This window comes from Thermoanaerobacter sp. X514 (assembly GCF_000019065.1).
GTDB classification, from domain to species: domain Bacteria; phylum Bacillota; class Thermoanaerobacteria; order Thermoanaerobacterales; family Thermoanaerobacteraceae; genus Thermoanaerobacter; species Thermoanaerobacter pseudethanolicus.
In genome coordinates, this window is sequence record NC_010320.1 from 1,026,135 (window position 1) to 1,051,415 (window position 25,281).

Genomic DNA, 25,281 nt, shown 5'->3' on the forward strand with positions numbered 1-25,281 from the left:
ATCATCCCTCCTACTTGATAAAATTTTTAAAATTACAAATTATACGCTATGCGAAAACCTTCGTGAATGGCATCTATAAATTTTCTAGGCTTGATACAATCCCCAATAGCATAAACAGGTATATTTTCTTCTTCAATGGACTTCAATAAATCATTTTTGGGTTTAGAACCAACTGCCATTACGACTGTATCTATACCAGTTATTTCTTGAGTTCCACTTTTACTTTCTATAATAACTTTATCTCCTGATATTTCTCGAACTTTGCTCTTCGTCAATACGGTTATTTTTTTCTCGGCCATTCTATTTAGTAAGAGAACTCTAGTCAATGCCCCAACATCTATTGCTATATCATCCAACATTTCCACTACAGTTACTTCTTTATCTTGATCAGCTAAAAATTCGGCAGTTTCACAACCTACCAATCCACCACCAATGACAACTACTTTTTTACCGACAATAACCGCATTTTTAAGGACATCATGCGCTGTAACAACGTTTTTCTGATTAGCTCCAGGAATTTCAGGAATTATTGGTTCAGATCCTGTTGCTAAGATTACCACATCTGGTTTAACCTCTTGAATTGTCTTCATATCTGCTTCCTTGCCTTTTACAATTGCAATGCCAGATTTTTTTACTTGATTAATAAGATAATTAGCCAAATCATTTATTTCTCCTTTATAAGGCGGTACAGCAGCAATTCGCATTTGTCCACCCAGATCTGTTTGCTTTTCGTAAAGAATCACTTCATGTCCTCGCAAAGCGGCTACCCTGGCTGCTTCTAGACCACCAGGTCCACCACCAACTATTAATACCTTCTTCTTTTTCTCTGCCGGGTTTTCTATATCAAATTCTGTTTCATGTCCAGTTAATGCATTAGCTATGCAAGTAATATCAAGGTCTTGGAATAAACGATCAATACAACCTTGATTACAACCAATGCATTTTCTTATTTCTTGAATTTTACCTTCAGAAACTTTTTGAGGCAAATTTGGATCTGCTAGTAGAGCTCTTCCCATAGATACTAGATCAGCTTTACCTTCACGGATGATTTGTTCTGCCATAAGAGGATCTTTGATTCGACCAACAACAATTACAGGTATTTTGCTATTAATTGCTTTCTTTATAGCAGCTGCGTTTTCTACAAAACAACCCTGAGGAATGGCTGCGGGCTGGATAATCATTGCCGAAGATTCATATACTCCACCTGAAATATGCAGGGCATTAACTCCTGCTTCTACCAGCTTTTGAGCAAATATCTTAGTATCTTCAATCGTAAGTCCTCCAGGAACATATTCTTCGGCACTCATGCGATATATAATAGGGAAATCTCCACCAACTTCTTCTCTTACTCTTCTGACAACTTCCAATGGAAATCTAATTCTATTCTCAAAACTTCCACCGTATTCATCGGTTCGTTTATTGCTATACGGCGATAAGAATTGGTTAAGTAGGTAACCATGGGCGCCATGGATTTCGACAGCATCAAACCCTGCTTCTTTAGCACGTCTCGCAGCTTGTCCAAATGATTCCACCAATTCTTTTATTTCGTCTACTGATAATTCTTTGGGCATTTCTTGCTTAACTGGGCAAGGAATAGGGGAAGGGGCAACCACTTTCATTCCAGTAACTTTCGAAGTTGTTTGCCTACCAGCATGATAAAGTTGCACGGCAATTTTTGCTCCATACTTATGCACCGTCTCAGTCAATTCTCTCAAGCCAGATATTAATTCATCTTTCTAAATACCAACTTGATTTTGAAAACCTTTACCACTTGGATGAACATATGTTGCTTCTACAATAATTAAGCCTACTCCACCTTTTGCTCTGGCTTGGTGATAAGCTTTAAAACGTTCGGTAACTGCACCATCAGCAGCTGCATAATTTGTAACCATTGGAGGCATGACAATTCTGTTTCTCAGTTTCATCGGTCCAATTTGAATTGGCTCTAAAAGCTTTTCGAACTCTAATGATGAGTTCATTTTAAACCCTCCTCCATTTTTGATTTTTGGGGTTATTGTTAAAAATATAACTATACCTACTTTAAATATAATGATACTCCAAATTATTAGTAATGTCAAGAGCTTTGTGTAACTTTAGTAAAACTTTGTTTGCTTTTTATGGGTTCATTCCATTTAATACACTAAGCTGAGGAAGACGACCATTTTCTCTTACTGTTAGACTTAGCATCAACTAATCTCAAAATTTCAAATTCTTTGTCCAAGTTTATACACAATTCTAACAAAGTGATCAAATTGTGGACTTGAGGAGGATTTACATTATTAAAAACCAAGTAGGCTTTTAAAGCTTTTTCTACAGCTTGCTGCGAATGGAAACAAACAATATTATGCAAATCAGTTTTTAACAGTTCTTTTGCTGCCTTCAAATCGTCATTAGCATAATCTAACCACTGACTATATTTATGAACTTCTGTCATACAATATGACCCCCTTCTTGAGTACCTCTTCGGTATAAAATAGGTCTCTATTCTTCTTAAACAACTCTTCTTCTTCTGGTGTATATACTAAAAAATCAACTCCTACTCTAGGATGGGTAAGCCTCATTAAATATAAAGTTCTATCAGCAAATCTTAAATCTGTATCCATTATCACGACTAAGTCAATATCGCTCCATTCCTTAGCAGTACCATTAGCCATTGACCCGAAAAGTATTATCCTCTCTGGATTGCACTTTTCAATAATAATATTCGTTATCCTCTTTAGCTCATCTTCTAAGGAATACTTTAATAATTCAGTAGCTTCTATCATAAAAAACACCTCTTTATTAAACTCTCCCTTTTATCCATCAACGTTTGCTAGGAGTAGCGACTGTAACATTTTTAGTTCCGGAAGAAATGTTAAAGAAAAAAGGAATTCAGTCTACACAAAATTTTCTACAGTCTCAGTTTCTATTCATATTAGTACTGCTTTTAAATCAATCACAAGATCTTCAAAAATAGAAACTTTAACTTTATCATCTTGTGTATATATGTCAGGTCGTCCATATCTTTCATTATCCTGTAAAATAAACACACTTAGGATTTTGTTTTCGGGTTCTACTATCCAATATTCTTTCACACCATACTTTTCATACAAGTTAAACTTGTGGAGTTTATCTTTCTGCGCTGTTGAAGGCGAAATAATTTCGATTATCAAATCAGGAGCTCCCGTACATCCCTTCTCATCAAGCTTGGATTCATCACACACAACAACTATCTCAGGCTGAACTACAGACTTTATATTTTCTTCGTCCTTCTCATTTCCGTCAGGAAACCTTACATCAAAAGGTGCCATATATACTTCACACGATTTATCTTTGAGATAATCAAAAAATTGGTAAAAAAGCTGTCCCAAGATCCTTTGATGAGTTCTTGAAGGGGAAGTCATCAAGTAAATTTGGCCATCAATCAGTTCTATTCTTTCATTTTCTGGCCACGCTATATAATCTGCATAAGTATATATTTTATTTTCTTTTGGCAACGGCATATTTAACACCTTCTTTCAAATTAGATTAAAAGCTTTTATTCCTCTTATGTAAATTGCCAAAAATCCACACCTTTTTCATCTAACAGTAAATACATTATTCACATTTAACTCCTTTTATATTTAATTATACCACAAACAACCTTAAGTTTTCTTCAAATAATGTAAAATTTCACTTTTTTGATTTTGCGTGTGGATTTACAATGTGAGCAGGATAATAATCAGTACGTTTCTGCCTATTTGTCTGTGCTTGACATACATTGAAAATTAGGATACAATAAAAGAAATACAGTTTATTACTTTATCACGTTACAAAGACAGAGTAAATTGTGGGGTGTTTTAATGATATATTTGCCTGATGGTGTACAAGATTTTTTGCCAGAGGAATATAAGTTTAAGCGCAAAATAGAAGAAAAGTTTAGAGAGGTTTTTATAAAATTTGGCTATCAAGAGATAATGCCTCCTACTTTTGAATATAACGATAATTTTTCTGTTTTGTTTGATGAAAACAATTTGTACAGATTTTTCGATAAAAAGGGAAATATATTAGCTTTAAGGCCAGATGTGACTACTCAAATAGCGAGAATTGTGTCTACAAAGTTAAAAGGTAGTTTCCCACTTAAGTTATGCTATGTCGCTAATGTCTATCGCTATGATGATCCCCAGGTAGGAAAAATGAGAGAGTTTACTCAGGCAGGGATTGAACTTATAGGTACAAATCATGAAGAATCTGATGCAGAGATAATAGCAGTTGCGATAGAGGCTTTAAAAAGTATTGGAATAGAGGACTTTAAAGTGGACGTGGGACAGGTGGAATTTTTTAAAAGAGTAGTGGAAGATTTAGAGTTACAAAATGAAGAAATAAACCTTTTAAGAGAGTTTTTGCAACAGAAAAATCAATCTGCGATAGAAGAATTCATAAATGATAAAGGAATTAGGGGCAAAAAAGCAAAGTTTTTAAGTGAACTTCCTCTTTTATTTGGTGGCGAAGAAGTGCTTAAAAGAGCAAAAGAGCTTTATGATACTCCTAAACTAGGTGAAACGATAGATTACCTTGAAAGAGTATATAGAATATTAAAAGATTTTGGTATGGAAGAGTATATAAGTTTTGACTTAGGAATGGTGCAAAATCTTAATTATTATACTGGTATCATATTCAGGTGTTTTGTTAAAGGGATTGGTTATGCTATATGTACCGGAGGAAGGTATGATGGTCTTTTAGGGATTTTTGGAGAGCACATTCCGGCGACAGGTTTTGCTATAAGTGTGGAAAGGTCAATGTTAGCACTTCAAAAACAGAAAAAAGATATTATTGATAAATCCTGGAGAGTTTTAATAAAATACAAGGAAAACTTAAGAAGTAATGCTTACAAGAAAGCCACTTTGTTAAGAGGTGAGGGAAAAATTGTAGAGATGTATAGCTATGAAAAAGCGAAGCATGTTGATGAAAATAGCTTTGACGAAATTATAGATATGGAGGAATAATATGGAAAATATTTCTATTGCACTGCCAAAAGGTAGAATGGCAGATAGTGCTATAACTTTGTTTGAAAAGGCAGGAATTGCTGAGAATATTTTAAAAGATATTTCTCGAAAACTTGTTGTTAATGACCATAAAAATTTAATGAAGTTTATGTTGGTAAAGCCGATGGATGTGCCCACATATGTAGAACACGGGGCAGCTGATTTGGGGATTTGTGGAAAAGATATTCTCTTAGAGCAAAAAAAAGATTGCTATGAAGTTTTAGATTTAAAATTTGGTTTTTGTAAAATGGTGGTTGCGGGGCCTAAAGAGGCAAAGGACAGTTTTCTTACTAATAAAAGAGTTGCAACAAAGTTTCCCAATATTGCAGAAGAATTTTTCAGGCAAAAGGGAGAAAATGTAGAAATAATTAAGCTGAATGGTTCTGTGGAGCTTGCTCCTATTGTGGGGCTGTCAGAGGTAATTGTAGACATTGTAGAGACAGGCAATACTTTAAGAGAAAATGGTCTTATAGTCATTGAAGAAATTTTTCCTTCCAGTGCGAGATTGATAGTGAATAAAGCCAGTCTTAAAACTAAAAGCCAGAGAATAAAAGAGATAATTATAAAATTAAAAGAGGTTGTGGAAACTTTTAAGGAGGTTTAAAATGATTGAGATATTTGATTTTCGAAAGGGAATTGACAATGGTATTTTACAAAAGCTTCACAACAGAAGTAAATTAGAGAATAAAGAAATAGCAAAAAAAGTGGAAGAAATAATTTCAAACGTAAGAGAGAGAAAAGACAAGGCTTTGTTTGAGTATACTTACATGTTTGACGGAATAAATCTTGACAAAAGTACTGTAAAAGTTACGAAAGAGGAAATAAAAAATGCTTATAAAGAAGTGGAAGGAGAATTTTTAAAAGCGATTGACAAAGCTATCAAAAACATAACAGAATTTCATGAAAAGCAAAAACAGTCTACATGGATGGATTTTAAAGAAGGTATAGTTTATGGGCAGATAGTAAGACCTCTTTCTCAAGTTGGAATTTATGTGCCGGGGGGAACCGCTTCTTATCCTTCTTCAGTTTTGATGAATGGAATACCTGCAAAGGTGGCTGGTGTAGAGAAAATAGTGATGGTTTCTCCAGCTGGTAAGAAGGGAATAAACCCTTATGTGTTAGTGGCTGCAGATAGGATAGGAATAGAGGATATATATAAAGTTGGAGGCGCACAGGCTGTTGCAGCCTTGGCATTTGGGACAGAGTCAATACCTAAGGTTGATAAAATAGTTGGCCCGGGAAATATTTTTGTCGCACTGGCTAAAAGAGCTCTTTACGGACATGTGGATATTGATATGGTGGCAGGCCCCAGTGAAGTTTTAGTTATAGCTGACGAAACTGCTAATCCTAAATATGTGGCGGCGGACCTGTTGTCACAGGCGGAACATGATGTAATGGCATCTTCAATACTTGTCACAACATCTTTGGAGGTTGCGCAACAAGTAAAAATAGAAATTGAAAGGCAAATGGAATATCTTGAAAGGAAAGAAATAATTGAAAAGTCTTTAAAAAATTTTGGTGCGATAATTGTTGTAAATAATTTAAAAGAAGCAATTGGTATTGCAAATGACATAGCTCCGGAGCATTTAGAGCTTAACATTTCCAATGCCTTTGAAATAATTGGTGAAATCAAGAATGCAGGAGCAGTCTTTGTGGGAGAATATTCTCCAGAACCCTTAGGGGACTATCTTGCTGGCCCTAACCATGTGCTTCCTACTAGTGGAACAGCAAGGTTTTTCTCGCCTCTTTCTGTGACGGACTTTATCAAAAAGATGAATATTCTCTATTATTCTAAGGATTCTTTGAGAGAGGTAAAAGAGGATGTAATAACTTTAGCAAATTCAGAAGGGCTTACCGCTCATGCTAATTCTATAAAAGTGAGGTTTTAAAATGATTGAGAATTTGGTGAGAGAAGAAATTAAGGGATTTAAAAATTATGAAGTGCACAGTATTCCCTACAGATATAAGATGGATGCAAATGAAACGCCTTTTGAACTTCCTGAAGAAGTGATAAAAAATATTCAAGAGATTGTAAAATCTTCTCAAGTAAATGTATATCCAGACCCTACTGCAGAAAAGTTAAAAGAAGAATTGGCACGATATTGTGGAGTAGTGCCTACAAACATATTTGTGGGAAATGGCTCGGATGAGATAATCCACCTTATTATGCTGGCTTTCATAAACAAAGGTGATGTGGTAGCATATCCTCATCCTTCTTTTGCTATGTACAGTGTATATAGCAAAATTGCAGGAGCAGTCGAAATACCTGTAAGGTTGAGAGAAGATTATAATTACGATGTTGATAGTTTTATTAAAGTTATAGAAAAATATCAGCCTAAATTAGTGTTTTTGTGCAACCCTAATAATCCAACAGGAAGTGTTATAGAAAGAGAAGATATAATTAAAATAATACAAAAGAGCAATGGAATTGTAGTTGTTGACGAAGCTTATTTTGAGTTTTATGGTAATACAATTGTAGATGCTATAAATGAATTTGAAAACTTGATTGTTTTAAGGACCTTATCTAAGGCTTTTGGACTTGCCGGTTTGAGAGTAGGATATGCTGTAGCTAACGAGAATATTTTAAAGTATTTAAACCTTGTGAAATCACCTTATAACATTAACTCTTTATCTCAGATAATAGCTTTGAAGGTTTTAAGGACAGATGTTTTAAAAGAAAGAATTAACTACATTTTAGAAGAAAGAAAGCGTCTTATAAAAGAGCTAGGCAAAATTCCTGGCGTTAAAGTTTATCCCTCAAAAACGAATTTTATATTGGTAAAATTTAAAGATGCAGATTATGTGTACCAGGGGCTTTTAGAAAGAGGAATTTTGGTGAGAGATTTTTCAAAGGTAGAAGGGCTTGAAGGAGCTTTAAGGATAACAGTGAGTAGTTGCGAGGCTAATGATTATTTAATAAATGGGTTAAAGGAGTTATTGCTATGAGGAAGGCGGAAGTTAAAAGAAAAACTAAAGAGACGGATATATACGCTGAACTTAATATTGACGGAAAAGGAAATTATGACATAGCTACAGGAATAGGTTTTTTTGACCACATGCTTTCTTTATTTGCCAAGCATGGACTTTTTGATTTAAAAGTAGTGGCAAAGGGAGATTTAGAGGTAGACACTCATCACACTGTTGAAGACGTAGGTATTGTATTGGGCAATGCTTTTTTAAAGGCTGCCGGCGATAAAAAATCTATTAAGAGGTTTAGTACATTTTATGTACCCATGGACGAAGCCTTAGTGAGAGTTTCTGTAGACATAAGTGGAAGGTCTTTTTTATACTGTGATTTGCCTTTAAAAGCTGAAAGAGTTGGAAATTTTGAAACGGAAAATGTGGAAGAATTTTTAAGAGCCTTTGCTTACAACTTTGGCATTACACTACATGTAGAACTTTTGCACGGCGGTAACAGTCATCACATTATAGAGGCAACTTTTAAAGCACTGGGGAGGGCTCTTGATGAGGCATTGAGAATAGATGAAAGGGCAGAGGGTATACCTTCTACTAAAGGGATTTTATAAAGATACAGTTTAAGGGAGATTGCATATACTTTACACGTAACTTAAGTGAGGCGGTGAAAAATTGATAGGGATTATTGACTATGGAATGGGAAATTTAAGGAGTGTAGAAAAGGCATTTGAATACGTAGGCTATGAAGCAAAAATTATAAAAGATGTAGATTCGGTAAAAGAGGCTCATGCATTAGTTCTTCCTGGAGTGGGCGCTTTTCCTGATGCGATGGATACTCTCATTAAAACAAGCATGTTAGAAGAGATAAAAAGACAAATTGATAAAGGTAAGTTGTTTCTTGGGATATGTTTAGGGATGCAGCTTTTATTTGAAAAGGGTTTTGAGATAGAAGAAACTGAGGGCTTTAAGATTTTTAAAGGGCAAGTAATAGAACTTCCAAAGCATAATAAAATTCCTCACATGGGATGGAATAGTCTTGAAATAAAAAAGGAAACTCCACTTCTTAAAGGAGTGGAGAATGGAGATTATGCGTATTTTGTTCATTCTTATTATGTAGCCAACAATGAAGAGAAATATGTGTATGCAGTGACTGATTATGGTGTTCAGATTCCTGCAGTTATAATTAAAGACAATGTTTTTTCTTGTCAATTCCATCCTGAGAAGAGCGGAAAAGTGGGGCTTAAAATTTTAAAGAATTTTGGAGAGATGGCAAAATGGTTTTAATACCTGCAATTGATATTATGGAAGAAAAATGTGTAAGGCTTACAAAAGGAGATTTTAATACCAAAGAGGTTTATTATGAAAATCCCGTTGACGTAGCTAAAATGTGGGAGGAATTAGGAGCAAAGAGAATTCATGTGGTAGATTTAGATGGTGCAAAACAAGGTCATTTGGTAAATGGTAATATCATTGAACAGATTATAAAAAGTTGTAAAGCCGAGATAGAAGTAGGTGGAGGAATAAGGAATAGAGAAACTATCGATTATCTTTTTTCTGTAGGTGTTAAGTATGTAATTTTAGGTTCGGCGGCAATATATGACAAAGACCTTCTTCTTTATTCCCTTTCCAATTACGGAGAAAGGACGATAGTGGGTATAGATTCAAAGAATGGAGAAGTTGCCGTAAGTGGATGGCTTGAAAAGACTAAAATAAAAGATATGGAGTTAGCTAAAAAAATGAAAGAAATAGGAGTAAAAACGATAATTTTCACTGATATTTCTAAAGATGGAACTCTTAATGGACCAAATTTTAAAGCTTTAGAAAATATTTTAAAAACAGGTGTTCAAGTGATAGCATCAGGAGGAATATCCTCAATTGAGGATTTAAAAAAGCTTAAAGAGATGGGAGCATATGGTGCGATAATTGGAAAAGCCTTATATATTGGAAAAATAAACTTTAAAAGTGCTTTGGAGGTAATATAAATGCTTGCAAAAAGAATAATTCCTTGTTTAGATGTGAAAGACGGCAGGGTAGTAAAAGGAGTTAACTTTTTAAATTTAAAAGATGCGGGAGACCCTGTCCAGATAGCATCAGAGTACAATGAATTAGGAGCAGATGAGCTTGTATTCTTGGACATTACTGCTTCTTATGAAAAACGAAAAATAATGATAGAAGTTGTAAAAAGGACTTCTGAAAAAGTATTTATTCCTTTAACTGTTGGTGGTGGAATTTCAGACCTTGACGATATAAAAGATATTCTAAGAGCAGGGGCTGATAAGGTTTCAATAAATACCCAAGCTGTGAAACAACCAACTCTTATTCGTCAGGCCGCTGTACGTTTTGGAAGCCAATGTGTGGTTGTAGCAATTGATGCCAAGAGGCGAAGTGATGGCTCGGGCTTTGATGTGTATATAAACGGCGGAAGGGTAAACACAGGGCTTGATGTGATTGAGTGGGCTAAAAAAGTAGAGTCTTTAGGAGCAGGAGAAATACTTCTTACAAGTATGGATAAAGACGGTACTAAAGATGGGTATGATATAGAGCTTACAAGAATGGTAAGTGAAGCTGTCAATATCCCCGTTATAGCTTCTGGAGGTGCAGGAAATAAAGAGCATTTTAAAGAGGTTTTTACTGAAGGCAAAGCTGATGCTGCGTTAGCGGCTTCTGTGTTTCATTACAGGGAGTTGGAAATAAAAGAAGTTAAAAGATATTTAAAAGAAGAAGGTATACCAGTGAGAATTTAAATTTATCGAAAGGATGTAGAGAATGATTGATATAGAGGAATTAAAGTTTGATGAAAAAGGACTTATTCCTGCGATTGTGCAAGACTACAACACAAAACAAGTATTAATGTTGGCTTATATGAATGAGGAAAGTTTAAAATTAAGCTTGGAAAAGGGAGAGACATATTTTTTTAGCAGAAGCAGGAATGAAATTTGGCATAAAGGGGAAACTTCAGGTAATACCCAAAAGATAAAGAACATATTTTATGACTGTGATGAGGATGCTTTGCTAATTGAGGTGGAGCCAAAAGGGCCGGCATGTCATACAGGGAATGTAAGCTGTTTTTATAGGAGCTTTTTAGGTGAAGTTGAAAATTATGACATGGAAATACTTAAAAAGCTATATGAACGGGTAAAAGATAGAAAGACAAACCCGGCAGAAGGGTCTTATACTAATTATTTGTTTGAAAAAGGCATAGATAAGATTTTAAAGAAAATTGGCGAAGAAACTACGGAGGTAGTGATAGCTTCCAAAAATGACTCCAAAGAAGAGATAGTGTATGAGGTTTCAGATTTACTTTATCATTTAATAGTTTTGTTAGTTGACAAAGGTATAAAGCTCGAGGATGTATACGGTGAGCTTGGCAGAAGGTATTATAAGCCAAAGGAATTTAAAGAAGAACATAAAGAGAGAAAGAAATAGGGAAAGTCAGTAAAAGACTTTCCCTATCTTCTTTATATGAGGTCCTCATAAAGAGGGTATTTTTTGAGAAGATTTGCTACTCTTTCTTTTGCTTTTTCTTTATAGTTTTCATCCCTTATTACATTGACTATAATGTCCGCTATTTCTACCATATCTTCGGGTTTCATTCCTCTTGTTGTAACAGCTGGAGTTCCCAGTCTCACACCAGAAGTGACATTTGGCCCTAATGGGTCAAAAGGTATAGCATTTTTGTTGCAAGTTATGTTTACTTCATCTAATCTTGTTTCTAACTCTTTGCCTGTTATTCCTGTGTTTCTTAAATCCAACAACATCAAGTGGTTATCAGTTCCACCTGACACTAAATTTATTCCTCTTTCCATTAATGCATTTGCTAAAGCTTTTGCATTTTCGACAATTCTTTTTTGATATTCTTTGAATTCATCGGTGAGAGCTTCTTTAAAACAAACGGCTTTTGCTGCTATTATATGCATTAAAGGGCCACCTTGTGTGCCCGGGAAGAGTGCTTTGTCTATTGCTTTTGCGTATTCTTCTTTGCAAAGAATAGCTCCTCCTCTTGGGCCTCTTAAAGTCTTATGGGTGGTAGTCGTAACGACATCTGCATAAGGAACAGGATTAGGATGAAGACCTGCTGCTACAAGACCAGCTATATGAGCCATATCTACCATTAGGTAAGCTCCAACCTTGTCTGCAATTTCTCTAAATCTCTTAAAATCGATTATCCTTGGGTAAGCGCTAGCACCTGCGACAATCAATTTGGGTTTGTGCTTTTTTGCGACTCTTTCTACTTCATCGTAATCTATATATCCTGTATCTTCTCTTACTCCGTAAGATACGAAATTATAGATTTGGCCTGAAAAATTGACTTTGCTTCCATGAGTGAGGTGCCCTCCATGGGCTAAATCCATTCCCAGCACAGTATCTCCTGGCTTTATAAGAGCAAAATAAGCAGCCATGTTTGCCTGTGCTCCTGAATGAGGTTGTACATTTGCGTGTTCAGCACCAAAAAGTTTTTTGAGCCTTTCTCTTGCTAATTCTTCAGCTATATCCACATATTCGCAACCGCCGTAATACCTTTTATTTGGATACCCTTCTGCGTATTTATTAGTAAGAGGGGACCCCATTGCTTCCATTACGGCTCTACTTACAAAATTTTCAGAAGCTATGAGCTCTATTTTATTTCTCTGCCTTATAAGCTCCTTTTCAATTGCGTCTGCGATTTCTGGATCAGTTTTTCTTATTATTTCAATATCCATGACTTTACCCCCTATGTTTCATTATCTACCTCTATTATAAATCTTTTGTATACTATATTCAACAGCACTTCTTTTTGAAGAAAATAACGCCAATTAACAAAAATTTAACATAAACTTAACAAAATTAACGAGATTTTAATTTTAAAACTCACAAATTTGGTTATAATATAAGATGAGCTCCCTTAAAGATACCCCCTATCCCTCAAAAAAATTTTTTATGAGGTCTTGATTTTTTTGAAAAAGGACTGTATAATGTATACTTGGTCAAAACAATGACTCCCCCTTTAACATATGCAAGCCCTTGGAGTATTCCAGGGCTCTTTTTGTTTTTATATTAGAATTTTTTTGATAAGATTTTCAAAATTTCTGTGAGAAATCTTATCAATCTGTTCTTGGGTGTATCCTCTTTTTCTTAGTCCTTCTAAAATTGCGGGGAAATAAGATATGTCCTTTAATCCTTCAGGAGTACTGCTAATCCCGTCAAAGTCAGAACCAAAACCTATATAATCTTCTCCTACTAATTCGCATATATAATCTATATGATTTAAAACATCTTCTAATGTAGCCTTACCGTCATCTCTTAAAAATTGTGGAGCAAAATTTATTCCAATTACACCGCCTTTTTGAGCTATCGCTTTTATTTGCTTATCTGTTAAATTTCTTCTGTGGGAGCATAGGGTTTTAGCATTAGAATGAGAAGCTATAATTGGTTTCTCACTAAGTTCTACTACATCCCAAATTCCTTTTTCATTAAGATGAGATACATCTACAATCATTCCTAAGCGATTCATTTCTTTTACAACTTCTCTGCCAAAGGAAGTAAGCCCCGCTTCTTTAACACTGTCTACTCCGTCCCCTAAATCGTTTCTCAAACTCCAAGTTAAAGTGAGAGCTCTTACCCCTAATTTATAAAACATCCTAAGAAGAGAAATTTCACCTTCTAAAGCTTCGCCACCCTCTATAGAAAGCAATGCTCCAATTTTTTCTTCTTCTTTTGCTTTGTCTATATCTTCTCCCTTTAATATTAATCTAAATTCTTTTGTTTCTTCGATTACTTCATGCATTTTGTCAATCATTTTTAAAGCCATTGTGGCAGCATTTTTTCTCATCTGTTTTGGGTCTACAAATACAGCAAAAACCTGCAGATGGACTTTGCCTTCTTTCATCCTTTGTAAATCCACATGACCTTCTTTTGACCTTTCAGCGAAATCTATTTTTTTGTCCACTAAACGATAAAGAGTATCACAATGAAAATCTACAAACATATCAATCCTTCCCCCTTTTTATTTTTTCTTCATAGTATGATTGTAGCACAACAAAATATTTTTCAAAATTTGATATCATGTAATAATTTGTTCATAAATGTATAGTAAAATAATAGCATGAATGGAGGCAGAGTAACATGATAAATAAACGGACTATTTACTTTTCTTTGTTTATTGCTTTATTAATAGGAATATCATATATAATGAATTGGGGAGTGGCTATTGCAAACTTCACAGAAAAAGGTACACTGCCAATTTTTGATGATCCTGGGCAAAGAATTCTCATTGTAGTTCCTCATCCTGATGATGAGACTTTAGGAATGGCAGGAATTATTCAAAGGGCTGTAGCACTTAAAAGGCCTATTAAAGTAGTAATTGTCACCAGTGGAGAAAGTTACAAAAAAGCTGCAACGGCGTTTTGTGGTAAAACAAACCCTACTCCTCAAGATTTTTATCGCCTTGGACTGGCAAGGCAGCAAGAGAGTATTACAGCTATGAGAGTTTTGGGATTACCGCGAAAAGATTTAGTTTTTTTAGGGTTTGCTGATGGGAGCACCAGATTTTTGTGGAGCCAATATTGGGATAATGATCGTCCAAGAGTGAGTGGCGGAACTCGTGTGGCATATGCTCCTTATGATACGGTATATAAACCGGGAATCCCTTATACAGGTCAAAACTTAGTAGATGAGTTGACAGAAATAATTAAGAACTTTAAACCGACAGATATATACTATCCTTTGGCAGACGACATACATCCCGACCATTGGGCAGTAAGCAATTTTGTTAGATATACCATAACAGCCATGAATATAAATGTGCGAGAGCATATGTTTTTAGTTCACCATCCTCAGTGGCCAGTGCCATGGATGGCAGAGGAAAATAGACCCATGTTACCTCCTGTAGATATGAAAGATAGTAACACAGAATGGCAATCTTTTGATTTAACTCCAAAGGAAGTAGATTTAAAGAGGACTGCTATAAAACAATATAGAACTCAAACAGAAGTTATAAAACCCTTTTTGATGGCTTTTGTAAGAAAAACCGAATTATTTGCTACAAAACCTGTCATAAGTATTCCTGTAGTTGATTCAAAGCCAGATTTACAAACCAGAACTTTGCCCCATACTCTTTTAAAAGTGTACACTGGGGGCATATTAAATGGAAAAATATACAGAAGTGCAGTTTTAACGCGACTAGGAGCTTTTTACTACGATAATAAATTGTATATTGGATTAGAATCGGCAAGACCAATATCTAAAAAAGTAATTTACCATATTGAAATGAGGCTATTTTATAAAGATCAAAATGATATAAAACGTATTGATTTAGGAGTTGTAGATGAAAAATTGTATCAGTATAAAAGGGCGGAAAATTCTTTGACAGATGTCATAGCAGCAAAACCTATAATCCATGGAAATAAAATTTGGGTTGAAGTAAAAATACCACAGGTGAATAATTTAAGATATATATTTATGGGAGCAGATTCTATTTATAAGAATCGTCTTATAGATAAAATACCTTGGAATATGTATAAAATAGGTGAGTAAAAGAGAAGGCTTTTAAGGTTTTCTCTTTTCTTTTATGTTTAGAAATAGAAAAGTAATCATAGGTAAAATTATTTGTAGAGGTACATGTATGTAAAAAGGAGTAAATTTAAGACCTATAAGTATGTGGGTTTGATAACTGTCGGCAATTATAAAAGAAGCAGCAAAAATCATCGACAAAACAGGGAAAAGCAGGTATTTATAACTTTTTAATTCCAACGCATTTTTTATCATGGTAAGTCCCGCATAAGTAAATACGCTAATCTTAAAAAATACCCCTATAATCATTATAAATACATACAAAGTGTCTAGGTTTTTTAAATTTCCTAAATTTATTAATCTTATAACTTGATACAATGGGAAATTTTCTCTTGAAGCTTCATCTGCTCCTAAAGAAGAAATTATAATGATATTGTTAAAGGACAATAGTAGACCAGTAAAAACAGTGGTTATCAGCATTATCTTTTTTATCTTTTCCTTTTGTTTTACTTTATCAAAAACTGTAGTAAAAGCAATAAGTTCACCAAATGGAAAAGTCACAATTAGAGGAATTGCTGCTTTGATTACGGGAACAATTCCATTTTCTAAAATTGGTAAAAGCCTTGAAAAACTAAAATTATCTCCCATCATTATCATAGTTGTTTGAAAAGCCATAATAGCTAAAATAAGAGGGAGCAAAATTTTAGCAACGCGGGCAAGTACACATATATCAAATAGGAGGTAATACATTACTAATATAAGCATAAAAGAAGAAAAAATATATGTAGGTGTTCGAGAATATATTGTATTTACACTGAGTTCTACATAGTCTCTTACGTTTCTTGAAGCAATGTATAAAAAGTACAGAGCATAAATTAGAGATAAAGTTTTACCTATATATTTCCCATAAACAAACTCAAGTAACTGTGGAAGATTTTTTTGCGATTTTTCAAAAGAGGAGACGTACATAAGTGTAATTGGCAGAGAAATAAGCATTGCAATTAAAATAGAAAGCCAACAATCTTGTTTTGCTTTAATTCCCAAACAAAAGAGTACTGATGTTCCAATCTCAAAAGTTATCATTAAAAACAATAAATCGCTAACTTCTAATCTTTTGTTCATTGTTACCACCTTGAAAATAAACTTTAATATTAGGATTCCTATTAATTGAATTTTTTATTTATTTACTAATTTATCTATTAAAACAAAAAGTTGCTTAAGAAAAGGAATTATCAAAAGTGCAGAAAAAAGATTAAAAAATGTGTGGGCGTTTGCCACCTGTCTTAAAGGATTGTGGGGGGAGATGAGTTTCAAAAACTCTGCAAAAAAATTTGTAAAAGGCAAAAAGAGTATAGTGCCCCCTATATTAAGAAAAATGTTAAAGAGAGCTATTTTTTTCCCTTCTTTGTTAGAGGCAAAGCTCAGTATGATAGCCTCTGAGCAAGTTCCAATATTTAAACCATATATTATTGGCAATGCTTGAGGCAAGGTTATTAGTTGAGAGGAGACCAAAACTTGTAGTGTTGCTATACCTACATTACTTGATTGAAGGATTAATGCTGTGATTATTCCAGCAAGAATTCCCCAGAAAGGATTTGAAAGATTAGCACTAATAAGCTCGAAGTTAGAATTTTTTTTAAGAGGCATTGTAGCCAGTTCCATTATCTTAAGACCATAAAATACTAATCCAAATCCTAAAAATACATTTCCTACAAATTTTAATTTAGTATTGCAATTTTGGAAATGTAGTACAGAACCTATAAAAACTAAATAAGGGGCTATTTTAAACAGATTAAATGCGTAAAGCTGCACGGCAATAGTAGTTCCAATATTAGAACCTATAATTATACCTGCTGCGCTTTTAAGAGTTAAAAGCTCTGCTCCTGCCATTGTTACTGCGATTACAGTTACCATGCTACTGCTTTGAATAATTAAGGTTATAAAAAAACCTATTATTATTGATTTTAATAAATTGCTTGCAAAATTGTTAATAATTTGAGAAATTTTTTGTTGTGAGAAGACCTTTAATCCCCTTGTTAAAGTAAAAATTCCCCAAATAAATACTCCTATTCCTGCCGCGAAATATATTAAAGAGATTATCATTTTTACTCCCCCGCAAAGTCCTTTCCTATTTCAATTTTATGTTGCCAATGTCTTAAAATGAATAATTTTTCATTAAATAAAAAACACTAAGAATTAGAGGTTAATAATATTTTTTAGAGGTGGTTGGATGAAAGGGATAATCATGGCGGGTGGAGAAGGAAGTAGACTAAGACCTTTAACAGCCGATATACCTAAGCCTATGGTACCTGTTGCAAATAAACCTGCGATAAAGCACATAGTGGAACACTTACACAAATATGGAATCAAAGATTTAGCTGTTACGCTTTTTTACTTGCCTCAAAAGATTAAAAAATATTTAGAAGAAGAATATGGGGATGAAATAAAGTTTTATATAGAGGATAAGCCGTTAGGGACGGCAGGCAGTGTCAAAAATGCTAGAGACTTTCTAAATGATACTTTTATTGTTATGAGCGGAGATGTAATTACTGATGTTAATATAAAAGAAGCTTATGAGTTTCACAGAAAGAAAGGGGCAAAAGTTACTCTTATTTTGACAAGAGTAGATGTGCCGTTGGAATATGGTGTTGTGATTGTGGATGAGGAAGGCAAAATAAAAAAATTTTTAGAGAAACCTTCTTGGGGAGAAGTGTTTAGCGATACAGTAAATACGGGTATATACATAATAGAACCAGAAATATTGGAGTTTATACCTCAAGATAAGCCTTTTGATTTTAGTAAAGATTTATTTCCTATGTTGTTGAAAAATGATATTCCAATGTACGGTTATATTACAGGAGGATATTGGTGTGATATAGGAAATACCAATCAATACATCACTAGTCATTTTGATATTTTAGAAGGAAGAGTAGATTTAGGATATAAGGATAAGTTACTTAAAAAGGGAAAGGTAATAGGCAAAAATGTTACAATTTCTCCTGAAGCTAAAATCATCCCTCCTGTGATTATAGGAGACAATGCAATAATTGAAGCTAACGCTGTTGTAGGACCTAACGTAATAATTGGTAAAAATAACTATATAAAGAAAGGGAGCAGTTTAAAAAATGCTGTATTGTGGGATGAAATAATTGTAGATAAAAATTGTGAATTAAGGGGTTGTGTAGTTTGCAATAGAGTGAGAATCGGCAATAATGTCCGAATTTTTGAAAACAGTGTTATAGGGGAGAGTTGTAAAATAAAATCCTTTGCTGAAATAAAGCCAGAGGTAAAAATATGGCCCTATAAAATAATAGATGAGGGCTCTGTGATCACAAAAGATGTAGTGTGGGGGAATGGAAGGAAGCCTTTGACTTTTGGGTATAGGGGGATTAAAGGAGTTTTTAATGAGGATATTACTCCTCAAATTGCAGTTGAAATTGGAGAAGTTTTTGGAAATATAGTGAATAGCAGTGTGTTGGTAGGACACGATGGGGATATTGTATCTCAATTTATAAGCGATTTAATAAGTTTTGGGCTTGTATCTGGTGGTTGTGAGGTCTTAAAAGTCAATAATACTCTTTTACCCACTTTAAGATATGGAATTAAGAAAAATAAGTGTGGAGGAGGAATCTATGTAGAGGAAGAAGAAGGAAATTTAAGGATTTTGTTTCTCGATAAAGAAGGGTGTGATATCGATAGAAACTTAGAAAAGAAAATAGAGAACAAATTGAGAGTATATGATATTGAACGAGTTGATGGGAAAAATTTAAAATCTATAAGAGAAATTGATATAAACAATGATTATCTTAACTTTCTTTTTAAAAAAAGGACTGCCTATAAAAGTTTTAAAATTAAACCTTACGATGAAAAAACAAAACTGCTATTAGAAGCCGTAGGTAAAAATGAGTTTTTTATAACGCAAGAGTCTTATGATGTAGGGGTGCTTTTTTATAAAAATGGGGAAAAAGTTAAACTCTACGACGAAAAGGGAAGAGAATTTGATGAGGATGAACTTGAGTTTATAAGAATGTTAATTGCTAAAGAGCAAGGGGCCAAAAATTTTGTACTTCCTTTCGATAGTTCCAAATACTTGACAGAATTTGCGAAGGAATTTGCTATTGAGACTGTAAGCAGCAAAATTTCCCATAAAGATAGAATGAAAACAATAGTGTCGAAGGAAGGCGTAGAAAAAGATCTACAGATTAATTTAAATTTTGACGGATTTAGTTTTTTACTAGACCTTTTAGAATATTTACAACATACCTCTCAAAAACTTTCCTCTATAAAAGATAGTTTTCCTTTAAGATATAGAATAACCAAAAGTATAAAATGCGATTGGAGAGATAAAGGAAAAATAATAAGAATGCTTTTTGAAAAGGCCGATGGAGGGGCAGAATTTTTAGATGGTTTAAAGTTTAATAAAGAAGATTCATGGGTGTTAGTAGTACCGGATTATGAATTACCTGCTTGTAATATTTATATAGAAGCTCCTACAAAAGAAAGAGCTGAAGAGTTATTTTCAATGTATGAAAAAGAAATTAAAAGTATTGTACAAAAGTAAAATTTTATTTGAAGTTTGCGAGACAAAGAGACGTAGGCGGGGCCGGATGCAAGGATGCCGGAGGCTGGCCTTATGCACGCACTACAGTTTGAAGCGGGTTTTACCCCGTTTTTTTATATGGTATAATAAAGGCATGAAAAAATTTCTCTTGAAGGTGTTTTATTATGAAAAAAGAGGGTAAATATATTTCCGCTACAGAGATAAATCAATTTCTTTATTGCCCCTATCAGTGGTATTATATAAAAAAATATGGAATGGAATATATCAATGGTTTGAGAGAACAAAAAGAGCAAGATTTGCAATTTAATAACTTTAAGAAAGGGATAGAATATCATGAAAAATATTACAAGGATATTGTAAAATTGCGATATAAAAAATATGCGATTATTTTTGGAATTATAGCTATTTTATTGATAATTGCGATTATGAGGGTTTTAAAATGATTCTCAATATAATTTTTTTATTTTTTACCATATATTTGCTTATTCAATCATTTATCGAACAGAAGCCTTTTTATAAAAAAATGAGAAGAAGCATAGGATTTCGAGGAGGCAAAATAATATACATAGATAAGCCACAAGAGGTGAAGGAAAAAGGAGTAGTATATGGAAAATTATTAAAATCGGATAAATATGGCTTATCGGGAAAACCAGATTATATTTACCAATTAGCAGAAGATTTGATACCAATAGAACTAAAGAGCAGTCAAGCAGAGGATTCACCTTATTATAAAGATGTTATGCAATTAGTTGCATATTTTTTGATAATAGAAGATGTATACCAAAAAAGAGTAAAAAGAGGGCGAATAGTTTATAGGAATACTATGTTTGAGGTTTATAATAGGCGACACTTAAGAAAAGAACTTTTTAATATATTAAAGCAAATGAAAAAAATGCAAGAAGGAGATTACTTTCCTGAAGTAAATCCTTCTTTTGCTTTATGTAGATTCTGCCCTTGTAGAGATACTGTATGTGAAATATACAAAAATACTTCCAAATAAAAACAGAATATTATGTTTATATAGAGAAAAAAATAAAAAAGAAATATAGAAAAATTGAAGTGAGGTATGACCATGGTAAGAAAAATATTCTCTATCTTAATGGGAATTTTGTTGTGTTTTTCAATTGCTTCTTGTGGAATAGCTAAAAAAGACATTACAAGGGCAGAAGAACAAAAAATGCAAAATGAAGCTTTACAAAAGCCTTTGGAAAAACCTAAAGAAAAAATATCTAATACGGTCAACAATGCTGTTTATACCAATACAGAAAATCTGGATAACACTTTGTATAGCTGGGGACTAAGGGTGTTGCCAAATCATCAAACTCCAGAAATTACCCCTTTGGCAATGGAGCTTATAAAAAAATACGATGCGATTTTTGTAGGAGATACGACAAAAAAGGTAGTTTATTTGACTTTTGACGAAGGATATGAAAATGGTTATACACCTAAAATATTAGATATACTCAAAGAAAACAATGTAAAAGCTGCTTTTTTTGTAACTGGGCCCTATGTAAAAGAACAGGCTGATTTAGTTAAAAGGATGGTGGAGGAAGGGCATATAGTTGGGAATCACACTGTGAATCATCCAAGCTTACCTACCTTATCTGATGAAAAAGTAAAAGAGGAAATAACTATGTTGGGAGATATGTTTAAAGAGCTAACAGGAAAAGACATGAAGTATTTTAGACCTCCCAAGGGAGAATATAGTGAAAGGACTCTTTATCTTACTAAGTCTTTGGGATACAGGACTGTTTTTTGGAGCCTTGCGTTGGCTGATTGGCAGCCACTTCCCGGAGGACCAGAGGAAAGCTATAATACTGTTATGAAAAGGCTTCATCCGGGGGCGGTAATACTTCTTCATGCAGTTTCAAAAGACAATGCTTTAGCCCTTGATAGAATAATTAAGAGTATTAAAGCTGAAGGATATGAATTTAAAACTCTAGACGATATACCATGAAAAAAGCAAAATTTATACTTCCTCCCAGTAAGTTAGAAATTTTTATAAATATATGGAGATTTTTTGTTTATTATGTTTACTTAGGAATTTTGGCTATAGGATTTTTTATGGCAATAAAAAATCAAGAGGAAAAGAGAATGTTAATTAAATAACATTTTGATACTAATTATCATGATAAAAAATGACCTTTGATATTTTATACCAAATAGTTATTTTTTTTACTCATTTTACTGAAGAGTTTTTTGGCATATTACTTGCATAAGAAAAAGGTGGGGGTATAAAGATGAAAGAAAAGATTCTGGATGCAATGAGAGACTTCCCGATAATAGCTGCAGTGCGAGAGGCAAAAGATTTAAATACGGCTCTTTCTTCAAATGCACAGGTGATATTTTTACTTACTGGTGACATAATGAACATTTCTGAAATAGTTCAAGAGGTCAAAAGACATGATAAAATTGTTTTTGTGCATTTTGATTTGCTTGAAGGTTTAGGAAAGGACAACAAAGCAGTAGAGTATTTGGCTGAAAAAATAAAGCCACATGGTATAATCTCTACCCGCAATAATATTTTGATACACGCTAAACAATTTGATCTTTTCTGCATCCAGAGACTTTTCATTTTAGATTCCCAGGCATTAAAAACAGGGTTTGCTTCAACAAAACAAATAGTTCCAGATGCAATAGAAGTAATGCCTGGGATAATTCCCTCAGTGATAAGTGAAATATCAGTAGATGTGCATCAACCAGTCATCGCAGGAGGTTTAGTCAAGACAAAAGAAGAAGTTATAAATGCACTTAAATCTGGCGCCATTGCTGTATCAACAAGCGAAAAAAGTCTGTGGTTTATAGAATGAAAGGAGGGATAGTTTTAACATATTGCATAATTATTTTAAAAGTTAAACGATTTGAAATTTGGAATTATGGAGGGATATTTTATGAGTGACCTTGCAAAATATGTTGCTGAATTTTTTGGTACTATGATACTTATTTGGTTAGGTGATGGCGTTGTTGCAAACGTTGTCTTGAATAAATCTAAAGGGCAAAATAGCGGCTGGATTGTAATCACAGCGGGATGGGGATTTGCAGTAATGGTAGCTGTTTATGTAGTTGGATGGATAAGTGGTGCTCACATAAATCCAGCTGTGACTCTTGGTTTAGCAACGATAGGGAACTTTCCATGGAGTTTAGTGCCAGGCTACATTATAGCACAAGTTTTGGGAGCTTTTGTGGGAGCCATAATTGTTTATTTGATGTACATGGATCATTTTGCTGCAACTGATGATCCCACAGCTAAGCTTGGTACTTTTGCAACTATTCCAGCTATAAGAAATTTGGGTAAGAATTTTATGACAGAGGCATTTGGTACTGCCATGCTTTTAATAGGAATACTTGGAATTACTAATAGCAATAACTCTGTTGGAGGAATGGGAGCGCTTTTAGTAGGACTTCTCGTATGGGCGATAGGTTTAAGCTTAGGTGGACCTACAGGTTATGCAATTAATCCGGCGAGAGACTTCGGCCCGAGACTAGCTCATGCTGTTCTTCCTATTCCAGGTAAAGGGGATTCTGATTGGGGATACGGCTTAATAGTTCCAATATTTGGGCCGATAGTCGGAGGAATACTTGGAGCCATAGTTTACCAACTTATTGTGAATATACATTAGTGAAAGAGCTTAAATCGGCGAGAGTTTTTCTCTCGCCGACAAATATAACAAAAATTATGAGGGGGAAAAGAGATGGCAAAGTACATTATGGCTTTTGACCAGGGGACAACAAGTTCCCGTGCGATAATTTTTGACCATAGTGGGAAAATTGTGGCTTCACAAAATCAAGAATTTAAGCAAATTTATCCTAAGGCAGGTTGGGTAGAACATGATCCAATGGAGATATGGGGTACACAAATAGGTGTTGCAAAAGGTGTTATAGAAAAAGCGGGTATTAATCCGGAGGATATTGCAGCTATTGGCATTACAAATCAGAGAGAGACAACTGTTGTATGGGATAAAAATACAGGAAAACCTATTTACAATGCAATAGTGTGGCAATGCAGAAGAACTGCTCCTATATGCGATGAACTAAAAAATAAAGGTTTTGACAAGAAAATTAGAGAAAAAACCGGACTTGTAGTAGATGCATATTTTTCTGGTACTAAAATAAAATGGATTTTGGATAATGTTGAAGGAGCAAGAGAAAAAGCAGAAAAAGGAGAATTGCTTTTTGGAAATATTGATACCTGGCTTATTTGGAATTTGACAAGGGGTAAGGTACACGTAACTGACTATTCTAATGCGTCAAGGACGATGCTTTTTAATATCCATGAATTAAAATGGGATAAAGAGATATTAGAAGAACTTAATGTCCCAGAGCAAATGCTTCCTGAAGTTAAGCCTTCCAGTTATGTATATGGCTATACTGATAAAAGTATATTTGGAGTAGAGATACCTATTGCCGGAGATGCGGGAGACCAGCAGGCAGCTTTGTTTGGTCAAGCCTGTTTCAAACCTGGGATGGCAAAAAACACCTATGGAACAGGCTGCTTTATGCTCATGAATACTGGTGAAAAGGCTGTACCTTCCAATACTGGACTTCTCACTACAATCGCTTGGGGAATTGATGGCAAAGTAGAATATGCCTTAGAGGGTAGTATATTTATAGCAGGTGCTGCGATACAGTGGCTGAGAGACGAGCTTAGAATAATTGACAATTCACCTCAAAGTGAGGAATATGCGCTGAAAGTTGAAGACACAAATGGTGTATATGTTGTTCCTGCTTTTGTAGGATTAGGAGCCCCTTATTGGGATATGTATGCGAGAGGCACTATTGTAGGACTTACAAGAGGCGCAAAGAGAGAGCATATAATAAGGGCAACACTGGAGTCTATTGCTTATCAGACAAGAGATGTATTAGAGGCTATGCAAGAGGATTCAGGTATTAAATTGCAGGCTTTAAAAATTGACGGTGGAGCAAGTGCTAATAACTTCTTGATGCAATTCCAATCTGACATTTTAGGTGTTCCAGTTGACAGGCCTCAAGTAATTGAAACTACTGCTCTTGGCGCTTCTTATCTTGCGGGATTGGCAGTAGGATTCTGGAACAGCAAAGAAGAAATAGAGAAGAATTGGAATGTTGATAAACATTTTGAACCAGCTATGGATAATGAAAAGAGAGAAAAATTGTATAAAGGTTGGAAAAAGGCTGTAGAAAGGGCTATGAAATGGGCTGAAGAATAAAATAAAAAATTGATAAAAAGTAGCAGGAATTTTAAGATGTTTGTAGAATATATTTATTAAAGAGAAGAAAAAATAAATATGAGTATGGTGGAGATTTGGAGAACCATATATAGCCGACAGGGGTCGG

Annotated in this window: 24 protein-coding genes and 1 pseudogene; 17 read left to right on the forward strand and 8 right to left on the reverse strand. The window is 34.2% G+C overall.

Annotation, left to right across the window (positions count from 1 at the left end):
- Positions 1-32: 32 nt before the first annotated feature.
- From TETH514_RS13140 to TETH514_RS05095, 4 genes and pseudogenes are all read right to left on the reverse strand, one after another.
- Positions 33-1,979: pseudogene (locus TETH514_RS13140) on the reverse strand (FAD-dependent oxidoreductase).
- A 161-nt stretch (positions 1,980-2,140) separates the two neighbouring features.
- A complete protein-coding gene (locus tag TETH514_RS05085) occupies positions 2,141-2,434 on the reverse strand; it encodes a HEPN domain-containing protein (protein WP_009052794.1) in 294 nt (97 codons plus the stop codon).
- On the reverse strand, positions 2,418-2,765 hold the full coding sequence (locus TETH514_RS05090; protein ID WP_003870621.1) for a nucleotidyltransferase domain-containing protein: 348 nt from the start codon (positions 2,763-2,765) through the stop codon (positions 2,418-2,420). Before TETH514_RS05090 ends, TETH514_RS05085 begins: the two co-directional genes overlap by 17 nt.
- A 144-nt stretch (positions 2,766-2,909) precedes the next feature.
- Positions 2,910-3,482 carry a Uma2 family endonuclease gene (locus tag TETH514_RS05095; RefSeq protein ID WP_009052793.1) on the reverse strand — a complete coding sequence of 191 codons (573 nt, stop codon included), beginning with the start codon at positions 3,480-3,482 and terminating at the stop codon, positions 2,910-2,912.
- A gap of 339 nt (positions 3,483-3,821) precedes the next feature.
- On the opposite strand from TETH514_RS05095, the gene hisZ reads away from it, so the two are divergent.
- From hisZ to hisIE, 9 genes are all read left to right on the forward strand, one after another.
- Positions 3,822-4,964: an ATP phosphoribosyltransferase regulatory subunit gene (gene hisZ, locus TETH514_RS05100; RefSeq protein WP_009052792.1), complete on the forward strand. Its 1,143-nt coding sequence runs from the start codon at positions 3,822-3,824 to the stop codon at positions 4,962-4,964.
- Position 4,965: 1 nt separating this feature from the next.
- Positions 4,966-5,607: an ATP phosphoribosyltransferase gene (hisG, locus tag TETH514_RS05105; RefSeq protein ID WP_003870626.1), complete on the forward strand. Its 642-nt coding sequence runs from the start codon at positions 4,966-4,968 to the stop codon at positions 5,605-5,607.
- Between the two features lies 1 nt (position 5,608).
- Positions 5,609-6,892, forward strand: a complete 1,284-nt coding sequence (hisD, locus tag TETH514_RS05110) for a histidinol dehydrogenase (protein ID WP_009052791.1) — start codon at positions 5,609-5,611, stop codon at positions 6,890-6,892.
- A gap of 1 nt (position 6,893) precedes the next feature.
- Positions 6,894-7,949, forward strand: a complete 1,056-nt coding sequence (gene hisC, locus TETH514_RS05115; RefSeq protein WP_009052790.1) for a histidinol-phosphate transaminase — start codon at positions 6,894-6,896, stop codon at positions 7,947-7,949.
- A complete protein-coding gene (gene hisB, locus TETH514_RS05120) occupies positions 7,946-8,530 on the forward strand; it encodes an imidazoleglycerol-phosphate dehydratase HisB (protein WP_009052789.1) in 585 nt (194 codons plus the stop codon). The genes hisC and hisB overlap by 4 nt, the downstream gene beginning before the upstream one ends.
- 61 nt (positions 8,531-8,591) lie before the next feature.
- Entirely contained in the window at positions 8,592-9,203 is a 612-nt protein-coding gene (gene hisH / locus TETH514_RS05125) for an imidazole glycerol phosphate synthase subunit HisH (RefSeq protein ID WP_006569521.1), read from the forward strand.
- Positions 9,194-9,901: a 1-(5-phosphoribosyl)-5-[(5-phosphoribosylamino)methylideneamino]imidazole-4-carboxamide isomerase gene (gene hisA, locus TETH514_RS05130; protein ID WP_009052788.1), complete on the forward strand. Its 708-nt coding sequence runs from the start codon at positions 9,194-9,196 to the stop codon at positions 9,899-9,901. Before hisH ends, hisA begins: the two co-directional genes overlap by 10 nt.
- Positions 9,902-10,663 (forward strand): imidazole glycerol phosphate synthase subunit HisF, encoded by a 762-nt coding sequence (hisF, locus tag TETH514_RS05135; RefSeq protein WP_003866545.1) that lies wholly within the window; start codon positions 9,902-9,904, stop codon positions 10,661-10,663.
- Positions 10,664-10,685: 22 nt separating this feature from the next.
- A complete protein-coding gene (gene hisIE, locus TETH514_RS05140) occupies positions 10,686-11,345 on the forward strand; it encodes a bifunctional phosphoribosyl-AMP cyclohydrolase/phosphoribosyl-ATP diphosphatase HisIE (protein ID WP_009052787.1) in 660 nt (219 codons plus the stop codon).
- Between the two features lie 32 nt (positions 11,346-11,377).
- On the opposite strand, the gene glyA is transcribed toward hisIE, so the two are convergent.
- The gene (gene glyA / locus TETH514_RS05145) at positions 11,378-12,619 is read right to left on the reverse strand and encodes a serine hydroxymethyltransferase (RefSeq protein WP_003866547.1); all 1,242 of its coding nucleotides are present in this window, start codon (positions 12,617-12,619) and stop codon (positions 11,378-11,380) included.
- 329 nt (positions 12,620-12,948) lie between these two features.
- On the reverse strand, positions 12,949-13,884 hold the full coding sequence (locus tag TETH514_RS05150) for a dipeptidase (protein WP_003866548.1): 936 nt from the start codon (positions 13,882-13,884) through the stop codon (positions 12,949-12,951).
- A 137-nt stretch (positions 13,885-14,021) separates the two neighbouring features.
- Between TETH514_RS05150 and TETH514_RS05155 the strand changes: the two genes are divergently transcribed.
- Positions 14,022-15,431 carry a PIG-L deacetylase family protein gene (locus TETH514_RS05155; RefSeq protein ID WP_009052786.1) on the forward strand — a complete coding sequence of 470 codons (1,410 nt, stop codon included), beginning with the start codon at positions 14,022-14,024 and terminating at the stop codon, positions 15,429-15,431.
- Between the two features lie 12 nt (positions 15,432-15,443).
- On the opposite strand, the gene TETH514_RS05160 is transcribed toward TETH514_RS05155, so the two are convergent.
- Together TETH514_RS05160 and TETH514_RS05165 are read right to left on the reverse strand one after the other, a co-directional pair.
- Complete coding sequence (locus TETH514_RS05160) at positions 15,444-16,529, reverse strand: endospore germination permease (RefSeq protein ID WP_004400576.1); 1,086 nt, start codon at positions 16,527-16,529, stop codon at positions 15,444-15,446.
- A gap of 54 nt (positions 16,530-16,583) precedes the next feature.
- The gene (locus TETH514_RS05165) at positions 16,584-17,510 is read right to left on the reverse strand and encodes a Na/Pi cotransporter family protein (protein WP_004400573.1); all 927 of its coding nucleotides are present in this window, start codon (positions 17,508-17,510) and stop codon (positions 16,584-16,586) included.
- A 127-nt stretch (positions 17,511-17,637) separates the two neighbouring features.
- Here TETH514_RS05165 and TETH514_RS05170 point away from each other — a divergent pair, with 127 nt between their 5' ends.
- From TETH514_RS05170 to glpK, 7 genes are all read left to right on the forward strand, one after another.
- Entirely contained in the window at positions 17,638-19,968 is a 2,331-nt protein-coding gene (locus TETH514_RS05170; RefSeq protein WP_009052785.1) for a sugar phosphate nucleotidyltransferase, read from the forward strand.
- Between the two features lie 164 nt (positions 19,969-20,132).
- The gene (locus TETH514_RS05175; protein ID WP_003866556.1) at positions 20,133-20,411 is read left to right on the forward strand and encodes a hypothetical protein; all 279 of its coding nucleotides are present in this window, start codon (positions 20,133-20,135) and stop codon (positions 20,409-20,411) included.
- Positions 20,408-20,968 (forward strand): CRISPR-associated protein Cas4, encoded by a 561-nt coding sequence (cas4, locus tag TETH514_RS05180; RefSeq protein WP_009052784.1) that lies wholly within the window; start codon positions 20,408-20,410, stop codon positions 20,966-20,968. The genes TETH514_RS05175 and cas4 overlap by 4 nt, the downstream gene beginning before the upstream one ends.
- Before the next feature lie 72 nt (positions 20,969-21,040).
- On the forward strand, positions 21,041-21,925 hold the full coding sequence (gene pdaA / locus TETH514_RS05185; RefSeq protein WP_003866558.1) for a delta-lactam-biosynthetic de-N-acetylase: 885 nt from the start codon (positions 21,041-21,043) through the stop codon (positions 21,923-21,925).
- A 283-nt stretch (positions 21,926-22,208) separates the two neighbouring features.
- Positions 22,209-22,778 (forward strand): glycerol-3-phosphate responsive antiterminator, encoded by a 570-nt coding sequence (locus TETH514_RS05190; RefSeq protein ID WP_003866560.1) that lies wholly within the window; start codon positions 22,209-22,211, stop codon positions 22,776-22,778.
- A gap of 81 nt (positions 22,779-22,859) precedes the next feature.
- A complete protein-coding gene (locus TETH514_RS05195; protein ID WP_009052783.1) occupies positions 22,860-23,588 on the forward strand; it encodes an MIP/aquaporin family protein in 729 nt (242 codons plus the stop codon).
- 72 nt (positions 23,589-23,660) lie between these two features.
- A complete protein-coding gene (gene glpK, locus TETH514_RS05200) occupies positions 23,661-25,154 on the forward strand; it encodes a glycerol kinase GlpK (protein WP_009052782.1) in 1,494 nt (497 codons plus the stop codon).
- The last annotated feature ends 127 nt before the right edge of the window (positions 25,155-25,281 follow it).

Coding starts and splice junctions, on each gene's coding strand:
- TETH514_RS05085 (WP_009052794.1), bottom strand. CDS start 2,434: ATGACAGAAGTTCATAAATATAGTCAGTGGTTAGATTATGCTAATGAC.
- TETH514_RS05090 (WP_003870621.1), bottom strand. CDS start 2,765: ATGATAGAAGCTACTGAATTATTAAAGTATTCCTTAGAAGATGAGCTA.
- TETH514_RS05095 (WP_009052793.1), bottom strand. CDS start 3,482: ATGCCGTTGCCAAAAGAAAATAAAATATATACTTATGCAGATTATATA.
- hisZ (WP_009052792.1), top strand. CDS start 3,822: ATGATATATTTGCCTGATGGTGTACAAGATTTTTTGCCAGAGGAATAT.
- hisG (WP_003870626.1), top strand. CDS start 4,966: ATGGAAAATATTTCTATTGCACTGCCAAAAGGTAGAATGGCAGATAGT.
- hisD (WP_009052791.1), top strand. CDS start 5,609: ATGATTGAGATATTTGATTTTCGAAAGGGAATTGACAATGGTATTTTA.
- hisC (WP_009052790.1), top strand. CDS start 6,894: ATGATTGAGAATTTGGTGAGAGAAGAAATTAAGGGATTTAAAAATTAT.
- hisB (WP_009052789.1), top strand. CDS start 7,946: ATGAGGAAGGCGGAAGTTAAAAGAAAAACTAAAGAGACGGATATATAC.
- hisA (WP_009052788.1), top strand. CDS start 9,194: ATGGTTTTAATACCTGCAATTGATATTATGGAAGAAAAATGTGTAAGG.
- hisF (WP_003866545.1), top strand. CDS start 9,902: ATGCTTGCAAAAAGAATAATTCCTTGTTTAGATGTGAAAGACGGCAGG.
- hisIE (WP_009052787.1), top strand. CDS start 10,686: ATGATTGATATAGAGGAATTAAAGTTTGATGAAAAAGGACTTATTCCT.
- glyA (WP_003866547.1), bottom strand. CDS start 12,619: ATGGATATTGAAATAATAAGAAAAACTGATCCAGAAATCGCAGACGCA.
- TETH514_RS05150 (WP_003866548.1), bottom strand. CDS start 13,884: ATGTTTGTAGATTTTCATTGTGATACTCTTTATCGTTTAGTGGACAAA.
- TETH514_RS05155 (WP_009052786.1), top strand. CDS start 14,022: ATGATAAATAAACGGACTATTTACTTTTCTTTGTTTATTGCTTTATTA.
- TETH514_RS05160 (WP_004400576.1), bottom strand. CDS start 16,529: ATGAACAAAAGATTAGAAGTTAGCGATTTATTGTTTTTAATGATAACT.
- TETH514_RS05165 (WP_004400573.1), bottom strand. CDS start 17,510: ATGATAATCTCTTTAATATATTTCGCGGCAGGAATAGGAGTATTTATT.
- TETH514_RS05170 (WP_009052785.1), top strand. CDS start 17,638: ATGAAAGGGATAATCATGGCGGGTGGAGAAGGAAGTAGACTAAGACCT.
- TETH514_RS05175 (WP_003866556.1), top strand. CDS start 20,133: ATGAAAAAAGAGGGTAAATATATTTCCGCTACAGAGATAAATCAATTT.
- cas4 (WP_009052784.1), top strand. CDS start 20,408: ATGATTCTCAATATAATTTTTTTATTTTTTACCATATATTTGCTTATT.
- pdaA (WP_003866558.1), top strand. CDS start 21,041: ATGGTAAGAAAAATATTCTCTATCTTAATGGGAATTTTGTTGTGTTTT.
- TETH514_RS05190 (WP_003866560.1), top strand. CDS start 22,209: ATGAAAGAAAAGATTCTGGATGCAATGAGAGACTTCCCGATAATAGCT.
- TETH514_RS05195 (WP_009052783.1), top strand. CDS start 22,860: ATGAGTGACCTTGCAAAATATGTTGCTGAATTTTTTGGTACTATGATA.
- glpK (WP_009052782.1), top strand. CDS start 23,661: ATGGCAAAGTACATTATGGCTTTTGACCAGGGGACAACAAGTTCCCGT.